The organism is Streptomyces sp. NPDC058371 (genome assembly GCF_042723265.1).
Classification (GTDB): Bacteria; Actinomycetota; Actinomycetes; order Streptomycetales; family Streptomycetaceae; genus Streptomyces.
Window position 1 is genome coordinate 117312 of the sequence record NZ_JBHXJC010000010.1, and the last position, 22777, is coordinate 140088.

Sequence of the window (22777 nt, forward strand, 5' to 3'; positions counted from 1 at the left end):
CCCGCCGGGCGCAGTGGGGGCCGCGCCACCCGCGCCCCCGAGACCGCCGGGGCCCCTCGCGGCCTGCAGGCTTCACCACCCGCACCCCCCGAGCCCAACACGTCCCCCCGCGGCAACGAGGGGCCCTTTCTCGCACACACGTCCCATTCAGCGATGTATGACCGGTAAACACCGCGTTTCGTCCCTTGCGATCATGCTGAACGGCATAGAACCCTGGGCTTCAAGGGACTGTCGGTACACGGCAGTTGGGGGATCGAACCGGTTGCGTCGCGGTGGGGCCAGGGGCTCTGCTCATGAACCGATGCCGAGGGGGGCATCCTGCAACCGGAAGGTCGTCGTTCCATGTCCATACAGGTGTGGAAGACGTGGTGACGGTGGCCTGCCACTGATGCGTCCGGGACGGTCGAGGGGGACCCGAGCGGGCGATACAGAACCAACGAACACGCACCTCACCGTGCGTGTGGGGGGAATGACTCATGACGTCGACGCCGACGGGCGCCCGACAGGAATTCGACCCGTCAGAGACTACCCAGCTGAGAGTGCCGGCCCATCGGACCGGCGGACTCCGCAGAATCAAGAAGACACTTCCGAGATACGACTACGAGCACTACAGCAGACTCGCCGGGCCCCTCACGCAGCCCGATCCGGGCAGGCCGTACAAGGTGCAGTACCGCTCCCTGCTCTCGCAGGAGCCGCACCGGCTGCGGGCCGCGCTGATGCTGGGGGCGGCCCCGCTGCTCTCCCTGATCCTGCTGGGCTGGCTGCTCCAGCCCGACCACTGGACCCAACGCGACTACCCGGCCTACGACTTCCTGCCGGCGCTGGACATCGTGATGCTGGTCTCGATCGGCCTGATCGAGTTCTTCCGCTGCCTGAACGTGCTGTCGAACGCGCACGCGACCCTGGTCGCCCGGGACCCGGTCCCGGTGGTGCCCGAGACCGGCACGAGAGTCGCCTTCCTCACCTCGTTCGTACCCGGCAAGGAACCGCTGGAGATGGTGACGAAGACCCTGGAGGCAGCCGTCAGGCTGCGGCACCGGGGCCTTCTGCACGTATGGCTCCTCGACGAGGGCGACGACCCCGGCGTGAAGGCGGTCTGCGCGCGCCTCGGTGTGCACCACTTCTCCCGCAAGGGGGTCGCACGCTGGAACCAGCCCAAGGGCCCGCACCGCGCGAAGACCAAGCACGGCAACTACAACGCCTGGCTGGAAGCCCACGGCGACGCCTACGACTACTTCGCCTCGGTCGACACCGACCATGTGCCGCTGCCCAACTACCTGGAGCGGATGCTCGGTTTCTTCCGTGACCCGGACGTCGGCTTCGTCATCGGCCCGCAGGTGTACGGCAATTACGACTCCTTCGTCACCAAGGCCGCCGAGTCGCAGCAGTTCCTCTTCCATGCGCTGATCCAGCGCGCGGGCAACTTCTACGGCTCCCCCATGTTCGTGGGCACCTCCAACGCCGTACGCATCAGGGCGCTGAAGCAGATCGGCGGTCTGTACGACTCGATCACCGAGGACATGGCGACCGGCTTCGAGATCCACCGCGCCAAGAACCCGGCCACCGGCCGGAGATGGCGCTCGGTCTACACGCCCGACGTGCTCGCGGTCGGCGAGGGACCCAACGCCTGGACGGACTTCTTCACCCAGCAGCTGCGCTGGTCCAGAGGCACCTACGAGACGATCCTCAAGCAGTACTGGAAGGGCCTCTACTCGCTGCCTCCCGGCCGGTTCTTCAACTACACGATGATGATCATCTTCTACCCGATGTCGGCCCTCAACTGGATCCTGGCGGCGCTGAGTTGTGCGCTGTTCCTGGGCCTGGGCGCCTCGGGTGTGAACATCGACCCGACCATCTGGCTGATGCTGTACGGCAACGCCTCGGCGCTGCAGATCGGCCTGTACATCTGGAACCGCCGGCACAACGTCTCCCCGCACGAGCCCGAGGGCTCCGGCGGGGTGGCCGGCATGGTGATGTCCGCGCTGTCGGCGCCGATCTACGCGCGCTCGCTGATGGACGCCGTACTGCGTCGCAAGAGCAGGTTCGTGGTGACTCCCAAGGGGGATTCGGCCAGCCCGGACACGTTGTTCGGGACCTTCCGGATCCATCTGTTCTTCGTTCTGGTCTTCGCCGGTTCGATTGCGGCCTCCTTCCTCTACGGCCACTCCCACCCGGCCATGCTCACCTGGGCCTCCGTCGCCCTGCTGATCACCGCCTCGCCGATCTTCGTGTGGCGCTGGACGCTGCGGCAGGAGAAGCGGAATCCGGCGGTGCCGGAACCGCAGGACGCCGTACCGGCCCAGCACGCGCCGCAGCCCCGGCCCAGTTGGGCCGCGGCACAGAGCGGTCAGGGCGGCCCGGCAGGTCAGGGAAGCGGCGACCAGACCATGCAGATCGCCCTGGGGGGACGTAAGAAATGAATGACCGAGCCGGCCACCGCCGCGCCCGCCGACTGGCTGTGGGCGCGGCGGTGGTGCTCGCGCTGGCCGGGATGAACGGGCCGTGGCTCTACCGCTTCGGAACCGAGCGGTACCACGAGTACAAGATCAACAGACCCGAGTACAAGGCCGACAACGGGCACTGGGACGTCGTCGAGTTCCCCGAGGAACTGCGGCTGAACACCATCCACGCGGCCCTGCTGCACACCGGCAAGGTCCTGCTGATCGCGGGATCGGGCAACAACCAGGACAACTTCGACGCGAAGAAGTTCGACACCCGGATCTGGGACCCGGTCAAGGGGACCGTCAAGACGGTGCCGACGCCCAAGGACCTGTTCTGCACGGGGCACACGCAGCTCGCCAACGGCAATCTGCTGATCGCCGGCGGCACCAAGCGGTACGAGAAGCTGAAGGGGGATGTCACCAAGGCCGGCGGCCTGATGATCGTCCACAACGAGAACCCGGACCGGCCCATCACCCTGCCCGCCGGCACCCGGTTCACCGGCAAGGAGAACGGCAGGACGTTCGTGTCGAAGGACCCGGTGCTCGTGCCGCGGGCCAAGAAGGTCTTCGACAAGGCGACCGGCAAGTTCCTGCGCAACGACCCGGGCCTCGGCCGGATCTACGTCGAGGCGCAGAAGAGCGGCAAGAAGTACGAGACGGGCACCCAGGACAACTACCGGATCCAGGGCCTGACCGGCTCCGAGGCCCGCAACACCTATGGCATCGCGCAGAAGCTGGCCCTCGACAAGAAGGACTTCCAGGGGATCCGCGACGCCTTCGAGTTCGACCCGGTCGCCGAGAAGTACATCAAGGTCGACCCGATGAACGAGGCCCGCTGGTACCCGACGCTCACCACGCTGTCGGACGGCAAGGTCCTCAGCCTCTCCGGCCTGGACGAGATCGGCCAGCTGGTGCCGGGCAAGAACGAGGTCTTCGACCCCAAGACCAAGAAGTGGACGTACACCCGGGGCACCCGGCAGTTCCCGACCTATCCGGCGATCACCCTGATGCAGAACGGCAAGCTGTTCTACTCGGGGTCGAACGCCGGCTACGGACCGGCCGACGTGGGCCGCGACCCCGGCGTCTGGGACCTGGCGACCAACGAGTTCACCAAGCTCCCCGGCATGAGCGACCCGAAGCTCCTTGAGACCTCGGGCACGGTGCTGCTGCCGCCCGCGCAGGACGAGAAATACCTGGTCATCGGGGGCGGCGGGGTCGGCGAGTCGGCCAAGTCCAGCAAGCGGACCCGGCTCATCGATCTGCTGGACACGCAGCCGGAGTTCACCGAAGGGCCCGAGCTGGAGAAGGGCACCCGCTATCCGCAGTACTCGATCCTGCCCGACGACACCGTGCTGGTGTCCGGCGGCTCCGAGGACTACCGCGGGCGCGGCGACTCCAACATCCTCCAGGCGCGGATCTACGACGGGAAGAACAACACCTTCGACCGGGTCGCCGACCCGCTGGTGGGGCGCAACTACCACTCGGGGTCGATCCTGCTGCCCGACGGCCGGGTGATGTTCTTCGGCTCCGACTCGCTCTACGCGGACAAGGGCAACACCAAGCCCGGTACGTTCGAGCAGCGGATCGAGATCTACACCCCGCCGTATCTCTACCGCGACGCGCGGCCCTCGCTCTCCGGCGGTCCGAAGACCGTCGCGCGCGGCGGCTCGGCGACGTTCACGTCGGCGCACGCCTCGTCGCTGAAGTCGGCCCGGCTGATCCGGCCGAGCGCGTCCACGCATGTCACCGACACCGATCAGCGGTCCATCGCGCTGGACCTCACGAAGACGAAGGACGGGGTCACGGTGACGATCCCGAAGAACCGGAACCTCGTGGAGTCCGGCTGGTACATGCTCTTCGTCACGGACGACCAGGGGACGCCGTCCAAGGCGCAGTGGGTGAAGGTGACTTAGCGCTCCGCCGGGTGGGCGCCCTCTTCGACTGCGGGTGCGTGGGGGACGGTCGCGCCCCTGGCGGGGCTGGGCGGGGTGCCTTGACTGCGGGTCTGCGCTGTGGCGGGGCGCGCAGTTGCCCGCGCCCCTGACGGGGCGCGGGGGCCCTGCCGCCTGTCGCCTGCCGTCAGCCGGAGGCTTTGGCCAGCTTCAGGGCGTAGGCCGGCCACCACTGGCCGGCCTTGGGGCCGCCCTTGCAGGCTCCGTCCGATTCGCCGGGGCGCTTGACCCAGAGATAGGCGTCGACGAGGGGGTCGTCGGTCTTCGTGGCCGGCGCCTCCCCCAGCGCACGCCCCGGCGGATTGCACCAGTTCTCGTCCGCCTTGCCGCCCGTATACGGTCCGTTGCCGTTACGGCTGGTGTCGATCACGAAGTGCTTGTCGCCGACCTTCGCGGACAACTGCCTCCCGTAGGCGATGGATTCCTTGGTCGAGTAGAAGTTGGAGACGTTGACCGCGAAGCCGTCGGCCGCGCCGACCCCGGCTCGCTGGAGCGGCTGGAAGATCTGGTCGGGGTGGCCCCAGCCCGCGTTGCCCGCGTCCAGGTAGACCTTGGTGTTCTTCAGCGAAGTGAGCGTGCTGACAGCGCCCTTGAGGAGGTCGTAGCGCTCCTCGTGGAACTCGGCCGGGGTGCACTGGTTGACCAGGTGCAGGATCGCGTCCGGTTCCAGGACGATCGTGGCGGGCCGGTCCCCGATGCCCCGGGCGACCCCGTCGATCCAGCTCCGGTAGGCGGCGCCGTCGGCGGCGCCGCCCCGGGAGAACTGGCCGCAGTCGCGGTGCGGGATGTTGTAGAGGACGAGAAGGGCGGACCGGTCGGCCTTCTCGGCCGCCTCGGTGAAGCCGCGCGCCTCCTGTTCCGGGTTCTCCGGGCCGATCCACTCGCCGGTCGGCTGCTCGGCGATCTTGCGGATCTGCTGCGCGTCGTCCTTCCTGCCGGACTTCTCGTACGCGGCGACCTGCTCCGCCGCGTTGCCGTCCGGATTGACCCAGTACGGGTCAGTGTCCTTGGGCTGCTGGGTGATCCTGGAGCCGGATCCGTCGTTCTTGTCGCCCTCGTCCCCGGTGGAGAAACACCCCGCGAGCAGCAGTGCCGCCCCCGCCACCGCCACGGACGCGCGCGCCCCGGCCTGCCTGCCGCCGTACATCCAACTCCCCCTTGGCTGTACTGCCCGAAGGCTCAATCCTGACATACGCGACGCCTCGGCCACGAGGTCGCACGGTCCTTGTCTGCGAGCTGTTACAGCCCCGGGCGCCGGCTGTCCGACTCTCTTCCAGGCCGGGACGCCCGGCCGTTCTAGAGTCGTGCCATACGGCCCCCAGACCCTGGCTCGTCACCTCATGTGCGAGGTTCGGACGCACCCACCGGAACCTCCCGTGCCGGTCGCCGGGTTACTCCCGCAACCCGAGCGAGCGCGGTCGAGGACCGGCCCGGTCGGCGGCTCCGGGGGGGAGCGGGTCGCCGACCGGGTCGGGTGGGCCGTTCCCGCGTCGCACGGGTACGGCTCAGAGTCCGCTGCCCGTGAGATACGCGGACACGACCACGTTCGCCGTGTACGAGCTGCTGGCCCGGTCGAAGGTGCCGCCGCAGGTCACGAGCCGCAGTTCGGCCCGGCCCGACTTCCTTGCCCCGTACGCCTGTTGGGCGTCGAAGCGGTCACGCGGGATGACCTGGACGTCGTCGACGGTGAACTCGGCGACCGTGCCGTCGTCGCGGATCACCCGGACCGTGTCGCCGGGCCGTACCGAGCTGAGCTTGTAGAAGACGGCGGGCCGGGTCTCGGTGTCGACGTGGCCCACGAAGAGGGCCGTGCCGGCGGCGCCTGGCTGGACGCCGGCCGCGTACCAGCCGACCACGCCCGCCTGGTCGTAGGGCGGTGGCTCGATCGCCCCCTGCCCGTCCAGGCCGCTGGTCACGACCGGGGCCTGGACCCCCATCGCCGGAATGTCCACGCGCTGCGGACGCGCCTGGCCCAACGGCTTGTGCGCGGGCGGCAGTTCGACACCCCACGGTCGGCCGACCGCCGCCACGTCACCCGTGGTCGGCGCCGATATCCCGTGCCGTACGTCGGTCACCTCGCGGCCCCAGAGCCACAGCCCGAGCAGCAGTACCGCCCAGGCGACGCCCGTCATCAGGCGCCCGGAGCCGGAAGAACGCTCCCGGTCGGACATGGCGGGTCCCCTTATTCGGCGCCGCGGCCCCGGCGGGCGCTGCGCACCGCTACGGCCACCGCTGCGACGCTCGCGAGGACCAGGCCGACCAGGGCCTGCCGGGTACCGGGGCCGGTCGACCGGGTGTCGACGGAGGCGAAGTGGGCGGTGCCGCCGCCGCCCGCGTGCACGGGCGCCACCGGCGAGGCCGGGGCGGACGAGGCGGGATGGCTGGAACCGCTCCGGTCGGCGACCGTGAAGGTGCCCTTCACCTTGTCGTCGAAGCCGTCGCAGGTGACCTTGATGTCGTAGGTGCCGGGCGACAGCGACGAGAGCACGCGGGTGTCGCCGGTGAGCGCACCGTCCTTGCCCGTGAGCCGGGCGTCCGAGACGAACGCAGGGGATGTCGCGGTGCCCGTCTTGCCCTTGCAGCCGGTCGCCCGCAGCGAGATGTCGCCGCCGGGAGCCGGGGTGGACGGTGTGACGGAGACGCCCGCGTCGCCCGCGTACGCCATGGGCGCGGCGTACGCCGCGGGAGTGAACGCGGCGGCGAGGACCGCCCCGGCACAGAGAGTGAGTCGCAGTGAACCCATCGTGAACCTCCAGATACCTGGAGAGTGCTCCCGCGGGGCGCCCCGCGCATCCCGGGGAGGGCAATCGCTGCTCCGTTCGAGCGGAATCCGGCCGCTCGAGGCATGGAATCCGGACCGCGGCCCCGGCCGGAAATCCGGCCCGGACGCGGTCGACGAGCTCCGCGGTCGCCTCCGACGCGGCCGAGATCGCCTCCGGCACGGCCGACCGGGTCCGCGACCGGGACTCGGACGCAGTCGACCGGGTCCGCGAGGGCTCAGATGCGGTCGACGAGGTCCGCGATCGAGTCCACGACCGAGGAGGGGCGGTACGGGTACTTCTCGATCTCGGCGGGCGTGGTGAGCCCGGTGAGCACCAGGAACGTCTCCATCCCGGCCTCGAGGCCGGCGAGCACGTCCGTGTCCATCCGGTCGCCGATCATGGCGCTGGTCTCGGAGTGCGCCCCGATGGCGTTCAGACCCGTCCGCATCATCAGCGGGTTCGGCTTGCCTGCGAAGTACGGCTGCTTGCCGGTCGCCTTGGTGATCAGGGCGGCGACCGCGCCGGTGGCGGGCAGCGGGCCCTCCGTCGAGGGGCCGGTCTCGTCCGGGTTGGTGCAGATGAAACGGGCGCCGGCGTTGATCAGCCGGACCGCCTTCGTCATGGCCTCGAAGGAGTACGTACGGGTCTCGCCGAGCACCACGTAGTCCGGCTCGTGGTCGGTGAGCACGTACCCGATGTCGTGCAGGGCGGTGGTCAGACCCGCCTCGCCGATGACGTACGCCGTGCCGCCGGGCCGCTGGTCCTCCAGGAACTTGGCGGTGGCGAGGGCGGAGGTCCAGATGTTCTCGACCGGCACGTCAAGGCCCATGCGCTGGAGCCTGGCGTGCAGGTCACGGGCGGTGTAGATGGAGTTGTTGGTCAGCACCAGGAAGGGGCGCCCGGACTCCCGCAGCTTCTTGATGAAGGCGTCGGCGCCGGGGATCGGCACGCCCTCGTGGATGAGCACACCGTCCATGTCGGTGAGCCACGATTCGATGGGCTTGCGGTCTGCCATGCCGTTCTCCTGCCGTACGCGGTGCTGCGTCCGCCTCAGCCTAGCGATCAGCCACCGATCACGGTCCTCCGGTTCGCGAGGCAACCCAGCAGGTGGTTGTCGCTCTCGGCCCACTCGGGTTCGAAGATCTCCGGTCCGTCCATGGGCCGGCCTGCTCACGGATCAGGGGTCACGGCGCGGTCTGCGCATCGGCGTCAGGTCGCGGGCCGCCCGGCTCAGCGGCGCCCGCGCAGTGCGCGGCGCGAGACGACCAGGAGCACGCCGCCCGCGGCGAGCAGCAGGCCTCCGATGACGACTCCGAGTCCGTGCGGTGCGCCGGGGCCGGTGCTGGCGAGTTCGTCCGCGGCCGACGTGCCGTCGGATGCGCCGTCGCCGGACGCGGTGGGGTCGCCGGACGCGGACTCCGTGGCGGTGGCGTCCGGGTCGTCGTCGATCCGGAAGCGGTAGTCGTTCGACTGGCCGACCCATTCGCCGTCGTCGCTGTGCCGCTGCACGACGGCGGCGTTGGCCACGATGTCGTTGGGGACGGCCGCGTCGGAGGTGACGTTCAGCCGCACCTTCACGCTGAGGGTCCGGCCGGGCGCCACGGTGAATCCCGGGAACCCGCCGTCGAAGGCCCCGACGAGCTCGTCGTCGTCCGTCCGCGTGAAGGGCACGGCATGCGGCCGCGTCCCCTCGTAGAACTCCAGCCGCACCTGCGCGGGCCGCAGCTCCCTCTTGCCGTCGACGAGGAGCACGACCGGGTGGATGTTCCCGCAGGGGTGCGCGGTGGTGTTGGTGAGATCGATGTACCAGGTCCCGTCCCCGCCCCCGGGTTCGTACGCCCCAGGACCACCGTGGACCCGGGTGGTGAGGGGGAAGGCGCGGGCCCCGGGGGTGGCACAGGTGGGCCGGCGATCGCGGGCGGTGCCCTGGGCGGTGCCCTGGGCGCGGGCGACGACGGCCAGGTGGGGCGCGGCGTGCGCCAGGGCGGCGTTCGGGGCGGGGCCGCAGGTGACGGCTGCTGCGGCGGCAACGGCGAGGGACAGAGACGTGCACAGTCGCATGAACATATGACCCGCCATACACACCGCACCTCAGGGTCTGCCACGCCCAAGACGCCCCGGACGGCGCCTCAAGTCCCCTCGATCAGCGCAGTGGACGCGGGCGGCGGGCGTGCCCGCCCGGTTCGACGGAGCACGGGCGCCCGGTGGCCCGGGGCCGGCCACCCGCGGCCCATCCCCTCCGGGGCGCGGGTCCGGCCGGACACGGGCGCCCGGCGGTCCGGGTCCCGGTCCCCCAGGACACCCGGCAGCCCGGGAACACCCATCCCCTCCGGGGCGCGGATCCGGCCGAACACGGGCGCCCGGCGGTCCGGGGGCCGGTCCCCCCGGAGACCCGGCAGCCCGGGATCACCCCGCCCGCTTCACCCCTCCGCCCGCCCGAACAGCGGGGCGAGGAGGAGTTGGGCCGCGCCCTCCGCGACGCCGCGGGCCTCGCCGGGGGCGATGCGGACCGGGACCGCCGCGTCCAGGCCCTCGCGCCTGGCGCGTTCGTCGAGGACGGCCCCGACCCCTCGTACGAAGGGCTCCGGGTGGGCGGCGACGGTGCGGCCGCCGAGGAGGACGAGGTCGATGTCGAGCAGCCCGGCGAGGTTCGCGGCGCCCGTGCCGAGGACCCGCGCCGCCTCGTCCACCGCGCCGGCCGCCACCGCGGCGAGGCACAACGCCTCGATGCAGCCGCGGTTGCCGCAGGTGCACACGGGCCCGTCCAGCTGGATGACCTGGTGTCCGAACTCCCCGGCGCCCGTCCGCGCCCCCCGGTGCACCGCCCCGCCGATCACCAGGCCCGCCCCGAGCCCCGTACCGAGATGCAGATACGCGAACGACCCGTACCCGGCCCCGACCGATCCGCCCCCCGCGAGGCCGAGCGCCAGACCGAGCGCGGCCGCGTTGGTGTCCTTGTCCACGACCACCGGGACGCCGAGCCGCCGCGTCAGCGCGTCCCGCAGCGGGAACCCGTCCCACTCGGGGAAGCCGGTGACCCGGTGCAGCACCCCGTGGGCGTGGTCGAGCGGGCCGGGCAGCGCCACGCCGACGCCGAGCACGGAGGCGGCCGCCGGCACCTCCGCGAGCAGCGACTCCACCTCCTGCGCGGCTCCCGAGAAGACGGCCTCCGCCCCCGCCCCGAGGCCCAGCGGAACCCGCCGGCGGGCGACCACCGTTCCGGTGAGGTCGCACAGGACCGCCGTCAGCTCGTCCCGGTCGAGGTGCAGCCCGACCGCGTGGCCGGCCTCCGGCACCAGCCGCAGCACCGTGCGCGGTTTGCCGCCCGTCGACGCGCGACGGCCGGCCTCCGCCGCCAGGCCCTCCGCCCGCAGCCGTGCGGTGATCTTGCTGACGGCCTGCGGGGTGAGCCCGGTGCGCTCGGCGAGTTCGAGGCGGCTGATGCCGGCCGGCCCGGCCGTGCGCAGCAGGGCGAGCACCAGCGCTCCGTTGTGGCTGCGCAGCGCCAGCAGGTTCACCCCCGCCTCCGCGCCGCGGCCCCGTACCCCCGGCCGGCCCACTCCGGTCTCCGCGTTCGTCCTGTTCACGTACGCCATTGTCCCCCGCACTTGCACTTTGGCAACAGCGTTGCGAAAGTGGAGGCATGACTGGCACTGGTTCTGACCCCGGCACCCCCCTCCGCGTAGGCCTGGTCGGCTACGGTCTGGCGGGCTCCGTCTTCCACGCCCCGCTGATCGCCGCGACCGAGGGCCTCGCCCTGGACACGATCGTGACCTCGAACCCGGAGCGGCAGGCGGAGGCCCGGGCCGAGTTCGGCGACGGCATCCGGTTCGCCGCGTCGCCCGACGACCTGTGGCCGCGCGCCGACGAGCTCGACCTGATCGTCATCGCGTCCCCGAACAAGACGCACGTCCCGATCGCCACCGCCGCCCTCAAGGCCGGCCTCCCGGTCGTGGTCGACAAGCCGCTCGCCGGCACGGCGGCCGAGGCCCGCGAGCTCGCCGCCCTCGCCGACGAACGCGGTCTGCTGCTCTCGGTCTTCCAGAACCGCCGCTGGGACAACGACTTCCTGACCCTCCGCAAGCTCGTCGCCGAGGGCGAACTCGGCGACGTGTACCGCTTCGAGTCCCGTTTCGAGCGCTGGCGTCCGCAGCCCAAGGGCGGCTGGCGCGAGTCCGGCGACCCGGCAGAGATCGGAGGTCTTCTCTACGACCTCGGCAGCCATGTCGTCGACCAGGCCCTGGTCGCCTTCGGCCCGGCCGCGCAGGTCTACGCCGAGTCGGACGTACGCCGCCCCGGCGCCGAGGCCGACGACGACACGTTCATCGCGATCACGCACACCAACGGCGTCCGCTCGCACCTCTACGTCTCCGCCACGACCGCCCAACTCGGCCCGCGCTTCCGGGTGCTGGGATCGAGCGCCGGCTATGTGAAGTACGGCCTCGACCCGCAGGAGGCGGACCTCCGCGACGGCAAGCGGCCCGGGAGTTCGGCGAACTGGGGTGTCGAGCCCGAGGCCCTGTGGGGCCGCGTCGGCGCCGGCGAGTCCCCGCTGACCGGCGGCGGCCGTCCCGAGCCGACGCTGCCGGGCGCGTACCCCGCCTACTACGAGGCGGTGGCCGCCGCCCTCCGCGACGGCGGCCCGAACCCGGTCACCGCGCTGGAGGCCGCGGCCGCGCTCGACGTCCTGGAGGCCGCGCGCCGCTCCGCCGACACGGGTGCGGTGGTGTCCCTGTGAGCACCTCCACCGCCACTCCCACGATCCCCGAACTCGAGGAGCAGGAACGCCGGTTGACGCTCCCGCACTTCACGCACGACGACGCGTGGGCCCTCGGTGCGCTGCTGGTCGAGCTGGCCCGGGAGCGGAGCGCCCCCGTCGCCGTCGACATCCGCCGCGGCGGCCAGCAGCTCTTCCACGCGGCGCTGCCCGGCTCGACCCCGGACAACGACGCCTGGATCGACCGCAAGCGCCGGGTCGTCGAGCGCTACGGCTGCTCCTCGTATCTGGTCGGCTCCCGCTTCCGCGCCAAGGGCACGACCTTCGAGGAGTCCTCCCGCCTCGACCTCGACGCGTACGCGGCGCACGGCGGCGCGTTCCCGATCGCCGTCGAGGGCGCGGGCGTCATCGGCACGGTGGTGGTCTCCGGCCTCCCCCAGATCGAGGACCACGCCCTGGTGGTGGAGGCCCTGGAGCGCTTCATCGCGGAGTAGGCCCGACGCGCCTGGGCCGGGCCGCCCGTCAAGGGCGTCCCGGCCCAGGGGCGCGGGGAACTGCGCGCCCAGCCACAACGAAACCCGCACCCGGCGACGCATCCGGACCGACCCCGACCCGACCGTGGTTTCCTGGTGCACCAGCGGAGCGCCTACGCCTGCTTGAACTCCTGCCGCTGCCGCCCCAGCCCCTCGATCTCCAGCTCCACCACGTCCCCGCCGCGCAGATACGGCTTGGGCTCGGGCTGCCCGAGGGCGACCCCGGCCGGCGTACCGGTGTTGATGATGTCGCCCGGGTAGAGCGTCATGAACTGGCTTACGTAGCGGACGACTTCGGCGACGGAGAAGATCTGCTCGGCCGTCGTACCGTTCTGCTTCAGCTCGCCGTTGACCCAGAGCCTGAGTGAGAGGGCCTGCGGGTCGGGCACCTCGTCCGCGGTCACCAGCCAGGGGCCCAGCGGGTTGAACGTCTCGCAGTTCTTGCCCTTGTCCCAGGTCCCGCCGCGCTCGATCTGGAACTCGCGCTCGGAGACGTCGTGCGCCACCGCGTACCCCGCGACGTGCGCGAGCGCCTCCTCGTGGGACTCCAGATAGCGGGCCGTACGGCCGATCACGACCGCCAGCTCCACCTCCCAGTCCGTCTTGACCGAGTTGCGCGGCACGAGCACCGTGTCGGTCGGGCCGACCACCGTGTCCGCCGCCTTGAAGAAGATCACCGGCTCGGCGGGCGGCTCGGCGCCGGTCTCGCGGGCGTGGTCGTGGTAGTTCAGGCCGATGCACACGACCTTGCCGATCCCGGCCAGCGGCGGTCCGACGCGCAGCCCGTCGGCGTCCAGCGCGGGCAGCTCACCGGCCTCGGCGGCAGAACGGATCCGGCCGAGCGCCGCGGTGTCCGCGAGCAGCGGTCCGTCGATATCCGTGACGACGCCCGACAGGTCCCGGAGCGTTCCGTCGGCGTCGAGCAGCGCCGGCCGCTCCGCCCCTGCCGTACCGACTCGCAGCAGCTTCATGATCACAGTCTCCCTCGATCGCGGCGTCCCGACCGACGGGTGCAGCCATCGGAGGACTGGTCGATCCTCCAAGCTTGGCGTCCAGTCCGCAATACCCAGTTCACGGACTGGACCCCACCGCTCCGCAACCCCCGGCGTGACCCGTCGCCGGACCGGCCCTGGACGAGGGCCGCCGTCGCCGGTGCGGCACCCGGCATGTCGCGGTACAGCGCCGCCCGCTCGACCGCGCTCCACGTCGCACTGGTCACCACGTACAGCGCGGCGGCCAGGGGCACCACCGCGACCGTGAAGAGCGTGAAGAAGGACATGAACGGCATGATCTTGTTGATCGAACCGAGTCCGGGCACCTGCGTGCCGTCGGCCGCCGGAGCCGCGGCGGCCGCGGACGTGGCGGCCATCATCGCCTTGGTGCGCCGGTAGTTGAAGGTCGCGACGACGGCGACGAGCGCGAACAGGCAGAGATAGACGAGCCCCTGCGCGCCGAAGATCCCGCCGTCACCCAGCGCGTCCGCCCACCGGCCCCCGAGCGGGGCCGTGAACAGCGTGTGCCCGAGCAGCGCGTTCGCCTCGCCGCCGATCGTCGTGCTGGAGAACAGGTGGTAGAGGAGGAAGAAGGCCGGCATCTGGAAGAGGCTGGGCAGGCACCCGGACAGCGGCGACACCTTCTCCTCGGCGTGCAGCGCCAGCACCGCCTTCTGGAGGTTCTCGGAGTTCTTGCCGTGCTTCTTGCGCAGCTCGGCGATCTGCGGCTGGAGCCGGGCCCGCGCCCGCTGGCCGCGCGCCGACGCCCGGGACAGGGGGTGCACCAGGAGCCGTACGAGCGCGGTGAACAGGACGATCGCGGCGGCCGCCGCGGAGGCGTGGAACACCGGCTGGAGCAGGTCGGCGAGGTGCTCGACCAGACTGGCGAAAACGGACATGAAAGCGGACATGGATGAGCCCTCCGGGGGTCTCGTCGTGCCGGACGTACTGATGTCGGCATGACGGCCCGCGCGGGGTACGCGGTGGTGAACTCGAGCGTGGGTCCCTACGCGGCGGCCGTCAGGAGGGCACGCCCGGGCGCTCGGGGGCGCCTGCGCCCCGATGCGTCGGGATCACGCTGCGGCAGGAAGGCCGTACGGTGCTCGCGGTCGCGGATGGCCGTCCGTACACGCGTACGCGGTACGGCGGGCGCGCAGCGCGAGGTCAGGAACGCGCAGTCGGCGAGCGCGGAGCCGGCCGCGGCGGTGGCGGTGAACGCGACGGCGACGGCGGCGGAGAGGCTGCCGCTGTCGAGCACGGCCACCTCGACGAGAAGCAGGAGCAGCAGCGCGGCGGGGCGCATGTTCGCCCAGGTCCGGATCATCGGCCGCTCCCCCTTCGTATGCGTTGCGGTCCCGCCCTACGCGGTGCGGTCCTGTCGTACGCCTTGGTCGTGGCGTGCGCTTCGGCCCTGTCGTGCGCGTAGTGGTCCTGCCGTTATACAGGATCCGCCTCGAGCGGCTGAAGGAGCCGCCTCGGTGCGAACAGCGCACGGCTGACCGGATTCGCCGGGTCCGGGTCGAGCCCGGGGCCTGCTGTCATCTCGACGTCCGGGACGGGGACGACGATTCCGCAGGCCGGGCATTCGCCGTACGGGCCCAGCTCCGTGCCGCAGTCCGCGTGCCGGAAGTGGCGCAGCTGCGTCTCCGAGAATTGCTCGCGGCGCCACAGGCCGAGTGAGCGCAGCGTGGGCCACAGGGCGATGCCGCGTTCGGTCAGCACGTACTCGTCGCGCGGCGGCGAGTCCTGGTAGCGGCGCTTTTCCAGGACGCCCACGGTGGTCAGCGCCTGGAGGCGGGCGGCGAGGACCGCGCGCGGGATCCCCAGGTGGACGAGGAAGTCGTTGTAGCGCCGTACGCCGTAGAGCGCGTCGCGCACGATGAGGAGGGTCCACCGCTCGCCGACAACCTCGAGCGCGCGGGCGATCGAGCAGTCCTGCGTCGCGTAGTCCTTGCCGAGAGCCATGGCCCCACTGTAGCCACTTTTCGACACATAGGTTCAATGAACGAACCTGGAGTGCTACCGTCGACCTGTACTGCAAGTTCAATGACCGAACCTACTCATCCGAAGGCCAGGCCATGACACAGCTCGACCGCACCGCAGTCACCGCCCCCGCCCGCCGGGCGGCCCCGGCGCGGGAGACCCCGCGCGGCGCCGCCACCCTCGTCGTCACCAGCGCCGCCACCGCCCTGGCCCTGATGACGTACACCGCGCCGATGTTCACGCTCCCCGACACCGCCGCCGCGCTGCACACCTCCGTCTCCGCCCAGGCCTGGCTGCTCAACGGCACCCCGCTCGGCCTCGCCGCGCTGCTCCTGGTCGCCGGCAGCCTCGCGGACGACTACGGCCGCCGCCGGATCTTCCTGTCCGGCACGGTCGCCCTCGGCATCACCACCGCGCTGGGCGCGCTCGCCTCCTCGACCTGGATGTTCACGCTGGCCCGGATCGCCCAGGGCGCGGCGAGCGCGGCCGTCCTCGCCAGCAGCCTGGGCCTGCTGGTGCACGCCTTCCCGACCCCGCGCGGCCGGCTGCACGCGACCGGCGTGTGGGGCGCGTTCGTCAGCGGTGGCATCGCGGTCGGCCCGCTGCTAGCAGGCTCCCTGCCCAACTGGCGTACCGCGTACGGGATCCTGGGCGCCGCCCTGCTGGTCGTCGCGGCCCTCGGGGCCCGCGCGCTCACCGAGTCCCGCGCACCCCGCGGCGGGCGCCCCGACCTCGCGGGCGCCCTCGTCTTCAGCCTCGCGCTCGCGTCGCTGGTGGCCGCGCTGACCCTGGGCCGCGACGGGTGGCTGCGCGCGCCGGTGGGGCTGCTGTTCGCCGCGGCCGTGCTGCTGACCGCCGCCTTCGTCGCCGTCGAGCGGCGCGGCCGGGCGCCGATGATCGACCTCGGTCTGCTCCGGCGGCCGCGCTTCCTGGCCTCGTCCGCGGGCGGCCTGTTCACGGGTCTGGCCGTGATCGGCCTGCTCAGCTATCTGCCGACGCTGCTCCAGCAGACGCTCGGTCTGTCGGTGATGGACACCGCGTGGCTGTTCCTCCTGTGGTCCGGACTATCCTTCGCGGTGGCGCTCCAGGCCAGGCGCCTCGCGGGCCGGGTCTCGCCGCGCAACCAGCTGGCGCTGGGGTTCGCACTGCACGGCGCCGGCGCGCTGGCGATGCTGGGCGCGGTCGACGCGGGCTCCTGGGTACGCCTGCTGCCGGGGCTGCTGGTCGCCGGCGTGGGCAGCGGCCTCCTCAACGCGGCGCTGCCGCTGCTGTCCGTGGAGGCGGTCCCGGCCGACCGGGCGGCGATGGGCTCGGGCGCGCAGCAGACCTTCCGGTACATCGGCTCGTGCGCCGGGGTCGCCCTCACCATCGCGCTCGTGACGTCCCAGGGCTCCTTGGCCCGCGGCGCGGACCTCGCGATGGCGGTCTCGGCCGGCCTCGCCGCCCTGGCGACCGTCAGCGTGCTGGTGCTCCGGGAGCGGGGCTGACCGCGAGGACCTCGCCATCGGGCCGCTCGTCGCCCCGGGCGCCGACGCCGGCGTACGCCACGACGAGCGCGACCACGAGATTGACCGCCAGCGCGACGATCCCGGCGTTCACCCCGAACACGGGATCCCGGTCGCTGAACACCAGCCAGCACACCAGTCCACCGCCGGCCACCAGACCACTGAGCGCCGCCGTGAGCGTGAACCGCCGCCACACCAGGCCGAGCAGCAGCATCGGCACGAGCTGCGCCATCCCCTCGTACGAGATGAGCGACAGCCGTACGAGGGTGTTGGGCACCGTGTACGTCATGATCAGCGCGACCGTGCCGGCGACCACGACGACGGCCTGCGAGGCGAGCTTCTGCCGCTCCCGCCATCGGGGCACGTGCGAGAGCACGCTCCGTCCCCACATCGTCCCGATGACCAGCATGAACACGGCCATCGGCACGATCGAGGAGAGGGCCGCGGCGACCCCGATGAGCCCCACCGCCCAGGCCGGCAGGGAGTCCACCACCAGCCGGAACAGCGCGAGGTTGGACCCGGCGCCGGTCAGCCCCGGGACCACGAAGAGCGCGGCCATGCCCAGCAGCATCGGCACGAAGAGCAGCAGGTTGTACGCGGGCAGCCAGATCGCGTTGCGGCGCAGGGCGTCCCCGTCGCGGGCGCCGAGGTAACCGGCCACGGTGGTCGGGAAGATGACCACCGTGAGCGCGTTGAGGAGCGAGGTGGTGACGAACCACGGGGTGCCCAGGCTGCTGTCGCCGCCGCCGTGCCCGGGCAGGGTCAGCCACTCCCGCTTCTGCGTGACGAGCCGGTCCAGGAAGTCGCCGTACCCGTCGAAGTAGTGCATCGGGACGTAGACGGCGAGGAAGCCGAGGGTCCCGATGACGAGCACGTCCTTCAGCACGGAGACCCACGCGCTGCCGCGCAGCCCGCTGACGACGACGAAGGCCGTGGTGACGGCGAACGCGATGAAGTAGGCCCAGTTGAGGCTGACGGCCCCGTACGAGATGGTCGAGACGACCACGCCCATGCCGGTGATCTGGAGCTGGATGTAGGGCAGCAGACAGGCCGTGGCGAGGACGGCGATCAGCGCTCCGGCCCAGGGGCGGCCGTACCGGTGGGCGATCATGTCGGTGATGCCGACGAGTCCGTGCCGCCGGGCGTACCCGTGGAGCATGGGGCCCACCAGATATCCCACCGCGTATCCGCAGGACATGTAGGCGACCACGTAGAGGACCGGGGCGCCGTAGTTGTATCCCCAGCCGGCGGCCCCCAGATAGCTGAAGCTGGTGTATGACTCCCCCGCCATCAGCACCCAGATGAACACGGCCCCGAGACTGCGCCCGCCCACCGACCACTCGGCGAGCCCGCCCTGGCCCCCGCCGCGGCCGCGCACGGCGAGCAGACCCAGGGCGACGGTGGCGGCCATGAAGACGCCGAACACGGTGGTGGCGACAGTGGAGTTGCTCATGCCCGCCCCGCCCCCCGCCCCTTCTTGTCCCCGCGCCAGGTCAGCCAGACGGCGAGCGGGGTGAGCACGGTCGCCCCCAGCAGCCAGACGAAGAGGAACGGGAGGCCGAGCAGCACCGGGTCGACCCGGTTCACGAACGGCAGCACGCCGAGGAAGAGGACGAAGGGCGTCAGGAGCCACAGGTGGTGGAGACGTGGTTTCACATGAGGGGACCTTAGCGAGGCCGCATGGAGCGCAGCTGCCCCCACACCACCAGGCGGTAGCGGGAGGTGTACTCGGGGGTGCAGGTGGTGAGGGTGATGTAGTACCCGGGCTCGTCGTACCCGTACGAGGGCCGCACGTTGCTGCGGGGCGTGGTGCGGATGACTCCGCCGTCCCTCGCCGAGGTCTGCGGAAGGGTCTTGTCGACGGTGTACGTGTAGACGGCGGCCGCGGTCTCCACCTCGACCGTGTCGTGGGGCCGGAGTCGGTTGAGGTACCGGAAGGGTTCACCGTGGGTGTTCCGGTGCCCGGCGAGCGCGAAGTTCCCTGCCTGGCCGGGCTGTTGGGTCCCGGGGTAGTGGCCCACGTACCCCTTGTTGAGCACGTTCGGCTTGCTGACACCCTCGGCGACGGGGACGCGGAGCGAGAGCCGGGGGATGGTGAGGACGGCGTAGGCCTGGGACCAGTGGGGCTGTTGGCGGGTAGCGGCGGCCTGCTTCCCGCCGTCGTCGGATCCGCCGCCTCCGGAGCGGGTGTCCCGGCCGGAACCGGTGTCCTGGCCGGAGCCGGTGCCTTCACTGGGCGCCGAGCCGTTCGCGGTGCCCTGGGCCGGCCGGTCCCACTCCCGCTCCAGCGCCTCGACCTTGCGCTCTGCCCCTTGCCTGGCCTGCCGGTTGGTCCACCACAGCTGGTGCGCGACGAGGAGCAGCAGCACCACGCCGACGGTGACGAGGACCTCGCCGCCGCTCCACAACGCCCGCCGGTACGCGGCCCGTCGCCGCCGCGTGGCGTGGTGCACGATCCCGGGAGCCCGCATCCGTACGCCTCCTTCACCGGGGGCGCAGGATAGGGGGTGCGTGCGGAAGTCTCCAGGGGCGGGGGCCAGGGTGCCCGGGGGCGGGGGCGGGGGTGCCCGGTACCGGGGGCGGCCGCAATTCACGGGCCGCATAGGCTCCCCAGCCATGAGTGCGTACTGGTTCCTGGCCCTGATCCCCTTCATCGCCGGTCTCGCCGTGACGGGGCAGCAGGGCATGACGGCCATCACCGAACACGTGCTGCGCCGCACCGCCCGCCGCAAGGAGGGCGTGGTCACCGGTCACCTGGCGTCCCGTGAGGCGACGTACGCCGCTCTGCACCCGATCGTCCGCTGGACCGGTGACGACGGGAAGGAGTACGAGCGGCCCGTCCCCGACACCGTCGGCGCGCACGCCCTGCCGGAGGGCAGCCGGGTGCGGCTCCTGTGCACACCGGGCGCCCCCGACTCGGTGGCCCTGGACACGCCGGACCGCTACCGGTCGGCGGTGCTGGGCGTGTGGGCCGGTGTCCTGCTGTGGGCGGGTTCGCTGACGGCGGTCCTGATCCGCATCTCGACGCTGCTGCCGGACGGCTACTTCTGACACGTCCGTGGCCTGCGGACGACGTACCCCGACCCGTCGCGGGGCCCACCCTCGGGTCTACCTCTCCGCCTGTCCCTCGGCCTGCCCCTCCTCCCGTCCCTCCACCTGTCCCTCTTCTTGTCCCAAGGCCTGCTCTCGACCGTCCCTGGCCTGCAGGGATCTCTTTTTCGTGGGGCAACGGCAGTACGGTGTCACCCATGCGCCCCGACACGTCTGCCGAAAACGTCGACCACAACGCCGAAGCAGCCCGCCTGGAACGTACTGCCGGCCTCTACCCCGAGGACGCCGAACACCTGCTCGTGCAGGCCGCGGCCCACCTCGAACTGTCAGGCGAGCGCCCGCGCGCGACGTCGCTCTACGACAGCCTGCTGTCCTCCTCCACCCCGCTGGAGAACCCTCAACTGGTACGGGCCCTCAAGGCGGCCAACCTGTGGGAGTACGGCCATGAGGCCGAGGCGAGGGCGATCATCGAGGGCGTCCGCGCGTCGTCCCCCCGGGACCCGGCGGCCTGGGTGATCGTGGCGGAGGCCCTGGAGTCGCACGACGAGCTGGAGGCGGCGCAGGAGACGTTCACGCAGGGCGCGCGGTTCCTCCTGACCGGGGTGTCCGAGCCGCCGTACGCGACGTATCCCCTGCTCTTCGGCCGCCACCGGGTGCGCCGCATGCTCGGACTCGGCCACGACGACTGGGACGCGCTGGCGGACACGCTGCACACGGCGCCGGTGTCCCTGGACGAGCTGCACGACCCCAAGCGGGTCTGGTCACTCGGCTCGAGCAACCCGGCCGAGCTCCAGGCCGAGATCGCCCGACTCCAGTCCGAACTCACCACGGCCCGCGAGGCCCTCTCCCGCCCGTTCCCGGTCGCGATCCTCCACTGGCCGGCGGCCGAACTGACCGAACTCCTGTCGGCGTACCCGACCCTCTCCGAGGAGTACCCCTCCCACGAGGAGCACCTCGCGACGATAGAGGCGTCCCTCCGCGAACTCGCCGCCTCCGGCACCCCGAACCTCGGCATCGTCACCGGCACGGTCCCGTCGTACGAGGCCTTCGCCGCCTCGGAAGCGTCATCCCCGGCCGACGCGACCCTGCTACCGCAGTACGCGACAACACTGGCGGCCCGAGGACGAGCGGTCGCCTGGCCCCCGCAGCGGGGGGATGTTTGCTGGTGCGGGTCGGGGCGGGGGTATGGGGAGTGCCACGGGGCTCGCGAGTGACCTGGGCGCCATGTTGGGACATTTCGCGCTTTTCGGCTTGCTGACCGGGGCGATGCCCGCGGTGCTCCTCCATGGGAGGAGCACCCGTCCAGCGAGGAGAAGTTGACGGGCCTTTCCCAACGCACGAGCGCTGCTTGACCCGTGACAGCCGACAGAAGCGCCGCACTCAGCCCGCTTCGCTACGTCACATGTCAAGCCATGACCCTGCTCAGGGCGCCACAGGTCGATGACCGCAGTCCCAGAACGAGGCTGAACAACCGCACAGTCAGGCCGAATACCGCAGACAAGCGTGAATGGCTGAAGCGACTGCCATTCCCAGCGGAATCGGAACCGCGTTGCCGATTTGCTTCGCGATCTCCGTCTTCGAGCCGCACCAACGAAAGTGTCGGGGAAAGCCTTGAATGCGGGCGGCCTCGTAGTGGGTGATCGGGCGGGGCTCCGTCGGGTGGAGATAGCGGCCCTTTTCCGGCTTGAAGAACTCGGTACGGATCGTGACGGATGGCTCGCCGAGTCGGAGCCGGCCCATGACGTCGCCGGTGCCGGTCGTGTGATTGTCCCAGCTCTCGGTCGAAAGGTACTCGACCGCGGTCTTCACACCCACGGGACTCGGGACGGTGTAGAACTCAAATGCGCCGTCCTCGTCCACTGTGTACCACTTTCCTTCCAGGTCCTTGCGATTCCCGCCCGGAGGAATGGCAAGGTAGCGCGCCACCGAGAGTTGCTTCGGTTGGCGCCTGAAGTGGAGATCATCGGTTGTGAAGATGCCTGGAATGTCCAAGCCGATCTCTTCGATGCGCTCCTCGCCGTCGGGGAGCTCGGTGCCTGAGAGCCGGAGTTTCGCGGACTCCTCGAAAACCTGGTCCACGGCTTCCCAGTAGAGGGGTCGCCTGGCGACACCGTCGAGTGTCTGCGCAGCGCCATCCAACCCGTTTCTCGGGCGCCGCCTGCGCGCCGGGGTGGGGTAGGACATCGCATGACCGTTGTCGATGTCCTTACGTACGCCGATGACGATGGTGCGCCGGCGTGCTTGAACCGCACCGTAGTCCGCCGCGTTGAGCAGGTAACGCTTGATCTTCTGTTCTTCCGTGTCCGCAAGCGCGTGCCCCGGGGGGTCGACCAGCCGGTAGTCGGCCAACTTGCCGCCTTCTTCAACCTCTCCGAGCAGGTTGCGGAACTCATCCGACTTGAGGAAGCGATCGACATTCTCGATCACGAAGACCTTTGGGCGGACACTCGCGACAATGCGAACATATTCCTCCCACAGGCGGTTGCGCTCCGTGCCCTTCTTGTTCCGGTTCAGCGCCGAGAAGCCCTGGCATGGGGGCCCGCCGACCACCACGTCCGCATGCAGGTCGTCCTCGGTCGGCTCCCACTTCTCGATGTCCCCGAAGTGGACGCGGGCGGGAGGAAGTCGCTCGTCGAGCCGACCACTGCCGAAGTTGACCGCGTACGTGGCAGCCGCGGCGGCGTTGTGCTCGACCGCCGAGACGCTTCGGAAAACCGGCCCACCGTCTTCTTCTCCCTCGGGCCGGAACTCGTGAAATCCCTGGGTGAAGCCACCACAGCCCGAGAACAGATCTAGGACGGTGATCATCTTGGGGTTGCCGGGAGGGAACGCTTGCATGGG

General features: G+C 71.1%; 20 protein-coding genes and 1 pseudogene. 7 read left to right on the plus strand and 14 right to left on the minus strand.

What is annotated here, in order from left to right:
- The first annotated feature begins 476 nt into the window (after positions 1 to 476).
- Together ACFWM2_RS26720 and ACFWM2_RS26725 are read left to right on the plus strand one after the other, a co-directional pair.
- Complete coding sequence (locus ACFWM2_RS26720) at positions 477 to 2420, plus strand: glycosyltransferase family 2 protein (protein WP_383284886.1); 1944 nt, start codon at positions 477 to 479, stop codon at positions 2418 to 2420.
- Positions 2417 to 4354, plus strand: a complete 1938-nt coding sequence (locus tag ACFWM2_RS26725) for a galactose oxidase-like domain-containing protein (RefSeq protein ID WP_383284889.1) — start codon at positions 2417 to 2419, stop codon at positions 4352 to 4354. The genes ACFWM2_RS26720 and ACFWM2_RS26725 overlap by 4 nt, the downstream gene beginning before the upstream one ends.
- A 166-nt stretch (positions 4355 to 4520) precedes the next feature.
- Here ACFWM2_RS26725 and ACFWM2_RS26730 read toward each other — a convergent pair whose 3' ends face one another.
- The 6 genes from ACFWM2_RS26730 to ACFWM2_RS26755 all read right to left on the minus strand — a co-directional run bounded on the left by ACFWM2_RS26730 (position 4521) and on the right by ACFWM2_RS26755 (position 10742).
- Complete coding sequence (locus ACFWM2_RS26730; RefSeq protein WP_383284892.1) at positions 4521 to 5540, minus strand: glycoside hydrolase family 6 protein; 1020 nt, start codon at positions 5538 to 5540, stop codon at positions 4521 to 4523.
- Between the two features lie 358 nt (positions 5541 to 5898).
- Positions 5899 to 6564 (minus strand): class F sortase, encoded by a 666-nt coding sequence (locus tag ACFWM2_RS26735; protein WP_383284895.1) that lies wholly within the window; start codon positions 6562 to 6564, stop codon positions 5899 to 5901.
- Between the two features lie 11 nt (positions 6565 to 6575).
- A complete protein-coding gene (locus ACFWM2_RS26740) occupies positions 6576 to 7136 on the minus strand; it encodes a hypothetical protein (protein WP_383284897.1) in 561 nt (186 codons plus the stop codon).
- Positions 7137 to 7390: 254 nt separating this feature from the next.
- Positions 7391 to 8170 (minus strand): HAD-IIA family hydrolase, encoded by a 780-nt coding sequence (locus tag ACFWM2_RS26745; RefSeq protein WP_383284900.1) that lies wholly within the window; start codon positions 8168 to 8170, stop codon positions 7391 to 7393.
- A 215-nt stretch (positions 8171 to 8385) separates the two neighbouring features.
- Positions 8386 to 9222, minus strand: coding sequence for a hypothetical protein (locus ACFWM2_RS26750; protein WP_383284903.1), 837 nt, complete (start codon positions 9220 to 9222; stop codon positions 8386 to 8388).
- Between the two features lie 353 nt (positions 9223 to 9575).
- Positions 9576 to 10742, minus strand: coding sequence for an ROK family protein (locus tag ACFWM2_RS26755; protein ID WP_383284906.1), 1167 nt, complete (start codon positions 10740 to 10742; stop codon positions 9576 to 9578).
- A gap of 56 nt (positions 10743 to 10798) precedes the next feature.
- On the opposite strand from ACFWM2_RS26755, the gene ACFWM2_RS26760 reads away from it, so the two are divergent.
- Together ACFWM2_RS26760 and ACFWM2_RS26765 are read left to right on the plus strand one after the other, a co-directional pair.
- Positions 10799 to 11893 (plus strand): Gfo/Idh/MocA family oxidoreductase, encoded by a 1095-nt coding sequence (locus ACFWM2_RS26760; protein ID WP_383284909.1) that lies wholly within the window; start codon positions 10799 to 10801, stop codon positions 11891 to 11893.
- Positions 11890 to 12366: a heme-degrading domain-containing protein gene (locus tag ACFWM2_RS26765; protein WP_383284912.1), complete on the plus strand. Its 477-nt coding sequence runs from the start codon at positions 11890 to 11892 to the stop codon at positions 12364 to 12366. Before ACFWM2_RS26760 ends, ACFWM2_RS26765 begins: the two co-directional genes overlap by 4 nt.
- A 152-nt stretch (positions 12367 to 12518) precedes the next feature.
- Here the strand turns inward: ACFWM2_RS26765 and ACFWM2_RS26770 are convergent, their stop codons facing one another.
- The 4 genes and pseudogenes from ACFWM2_RS26770 to ACFWM2_RS26785 all read right to left on the minus strand — a co-directional run bounded on the left by ACFWM2_RS26770 (position 12519) and on the right by ACFWM2_RS26785 (position 15362).
- Positions 12519 to 13376 (minus strand): fumarylacetoacetate hydrolase family protein, encoded by an 858-nt coding sequence (locus ACFWM2_RS26770; RefSeq protein WP_383284915.1) that lies wholly within the window; start codon positions 13374 to 13376, stop codon positions 12519 to 12521.
- A gap of 200 nt (positions 13377 to 13576) precedes the next feature.
- Positions 13577 to 14308, minus strand: a pseudogene (locus ACFWM2_RS26775) (YidC/Oxa1 family membrane protein insertase); the annotation flags it as partial.
- A 95-nt stretch (positions 14309 to 14403) separates the two neighbouring features.
- Positions 14404 to 14721: a DUF6412 domain-containing protein gene (locus ACFWM2_RS26780; RefSeq protein ID WP_383284918.1), complete on the minus strand. Its 318-nt coding sequence runs from the start codon at positions 14719 to 14721 to the stop codon at positions 14404 to 14406.
- Between the two features lie 113 nt (positions 14722 to 14834).
- Positions 14835 to 15362 carry a winged helix-turn-helix transcriptional regulator gene (locus ACFWM2_RS26785; protein WP_383284921.1) on the minus strand — a complete coding sequence of 176 codons (528 nt, stop codon included), beginning with the start codon at positions 15360 to 15362 and terminating at the stop codon, positions 14835 to 14837.
- A 113-nt stretch (positions 15363 to 15475) separates the two neighbouring features.
- Here ACFWM2_RS26785 and ACFWM2_RS26790 point away from each other — a divergent pair, with 113 nt between their 5' ends.
- On the plus strand, positions 15476 to 16867 hold the full coding sequence (locus ACFWM2_RS26790; RefSeq protein ID WP_383284924.1) for an MFS transporter: 1392 nt from the start codon (positions 15476 to 15478) through the stop codon (positions 16865 to 16867).
- On the opposite strand, the gene ACFWM2_RS26795 is transcribed toward ACFWM2_RS26790, so the two are convergent.
- The 3 genes from ACFWM2_RS26795 to ACFWM2_RS26805 are packed head-to-tail and all read right to left on the minus strand — an operon-like array spanning position 16836 to position 19356.
- Complete coding sequence (locus ACFWM2_RS26795; protein WP_383284927.1) at positions 16836 to 18338, minus strand: sodium:solute symporter; 1503 nt, start codon at positions 18336 to 18338, stop codon at positions 16836 to 16838. The two genes, ACFWM2_RS26790 and ACFWM2_RS26795, sit on opposite strands and share 32 nt — an antisense overlap.
- A complete protein-coding gene (locus ACFWM2_RS26800) occupies positions 18335 to 18541 on the minus strand; it encodes a DUF3311 domain-containing protein (protein ID WP_383284930.1) in 207 nt (68 codons plus the stop codon). The genes ACFWM2_RS26795 and ACFWM2_RS26800 overlap by 4 nt, the downstream gene beginning before the upstream one ends.
- A gap of 11 nt (positions 18542 to 18552) precedes the next feature.
- Positions 18553 to 19356: a class E sortase gene (locus ACFWM2_RS26805; protein WP_383284933.1), complete on the minus strand. Its 804-nt coding sequence runs from the start codon at positions 19354 to 19356 to the stop codon at positions 18553 to 18555.
- Positions 19357 to 19501: 145 nt separating this feature from the next.
- Here ACFWM2_RS26805 and ACFWM2_RS26810 point away from each other — a divergent pair, with 145 nt between their 5' ends.
- Both ACFWM2_RS26810 and ACFWM2_RS26815 read left to right on the plus strand, forming a co-directional pair.
- Complete coding sequence (locus ACFWM2_RS26810) at positions 19502 to 19936, plus strand: DUF3592 domain-containing protein (protein ID WP_383284935.1); 435 nt, start codon at positions 19502 to 19504, stop codon at positions 19934 to 19936.
- Between the two features lie 197 nt (positions 19937 to 20133).
- Complete coding sequence (locus ACFWM2_RS26815) at positions 20134 to 21150, plus strand: SEC-C domain-containing protein (RefSeq protein ID WP_383284938.1); 1017 nt, start codon at positions 20134 to 20136, stop codon at positions 21148 to 21150.
- A gap of 265 nt (positions 21151 to 21415) precedes the next feature.
- Here ACFWM2_RS26815 and ACFWM2_RS26820 read toward each other — a convergent pair whose 3' ends face one another.
- Complete coding sequence (locus ACFWM2_RS26820; protein ID WP_383284941.1) at positions 21416 to 22774, minus strand: DNA cytosine methyltransferase; 1359 nt, start codon at positions 22772 to 22774, stop codon at positions 21416 to 21418.
- Positions 22775 to 22777: the final 3 nt, after the last annotated feature.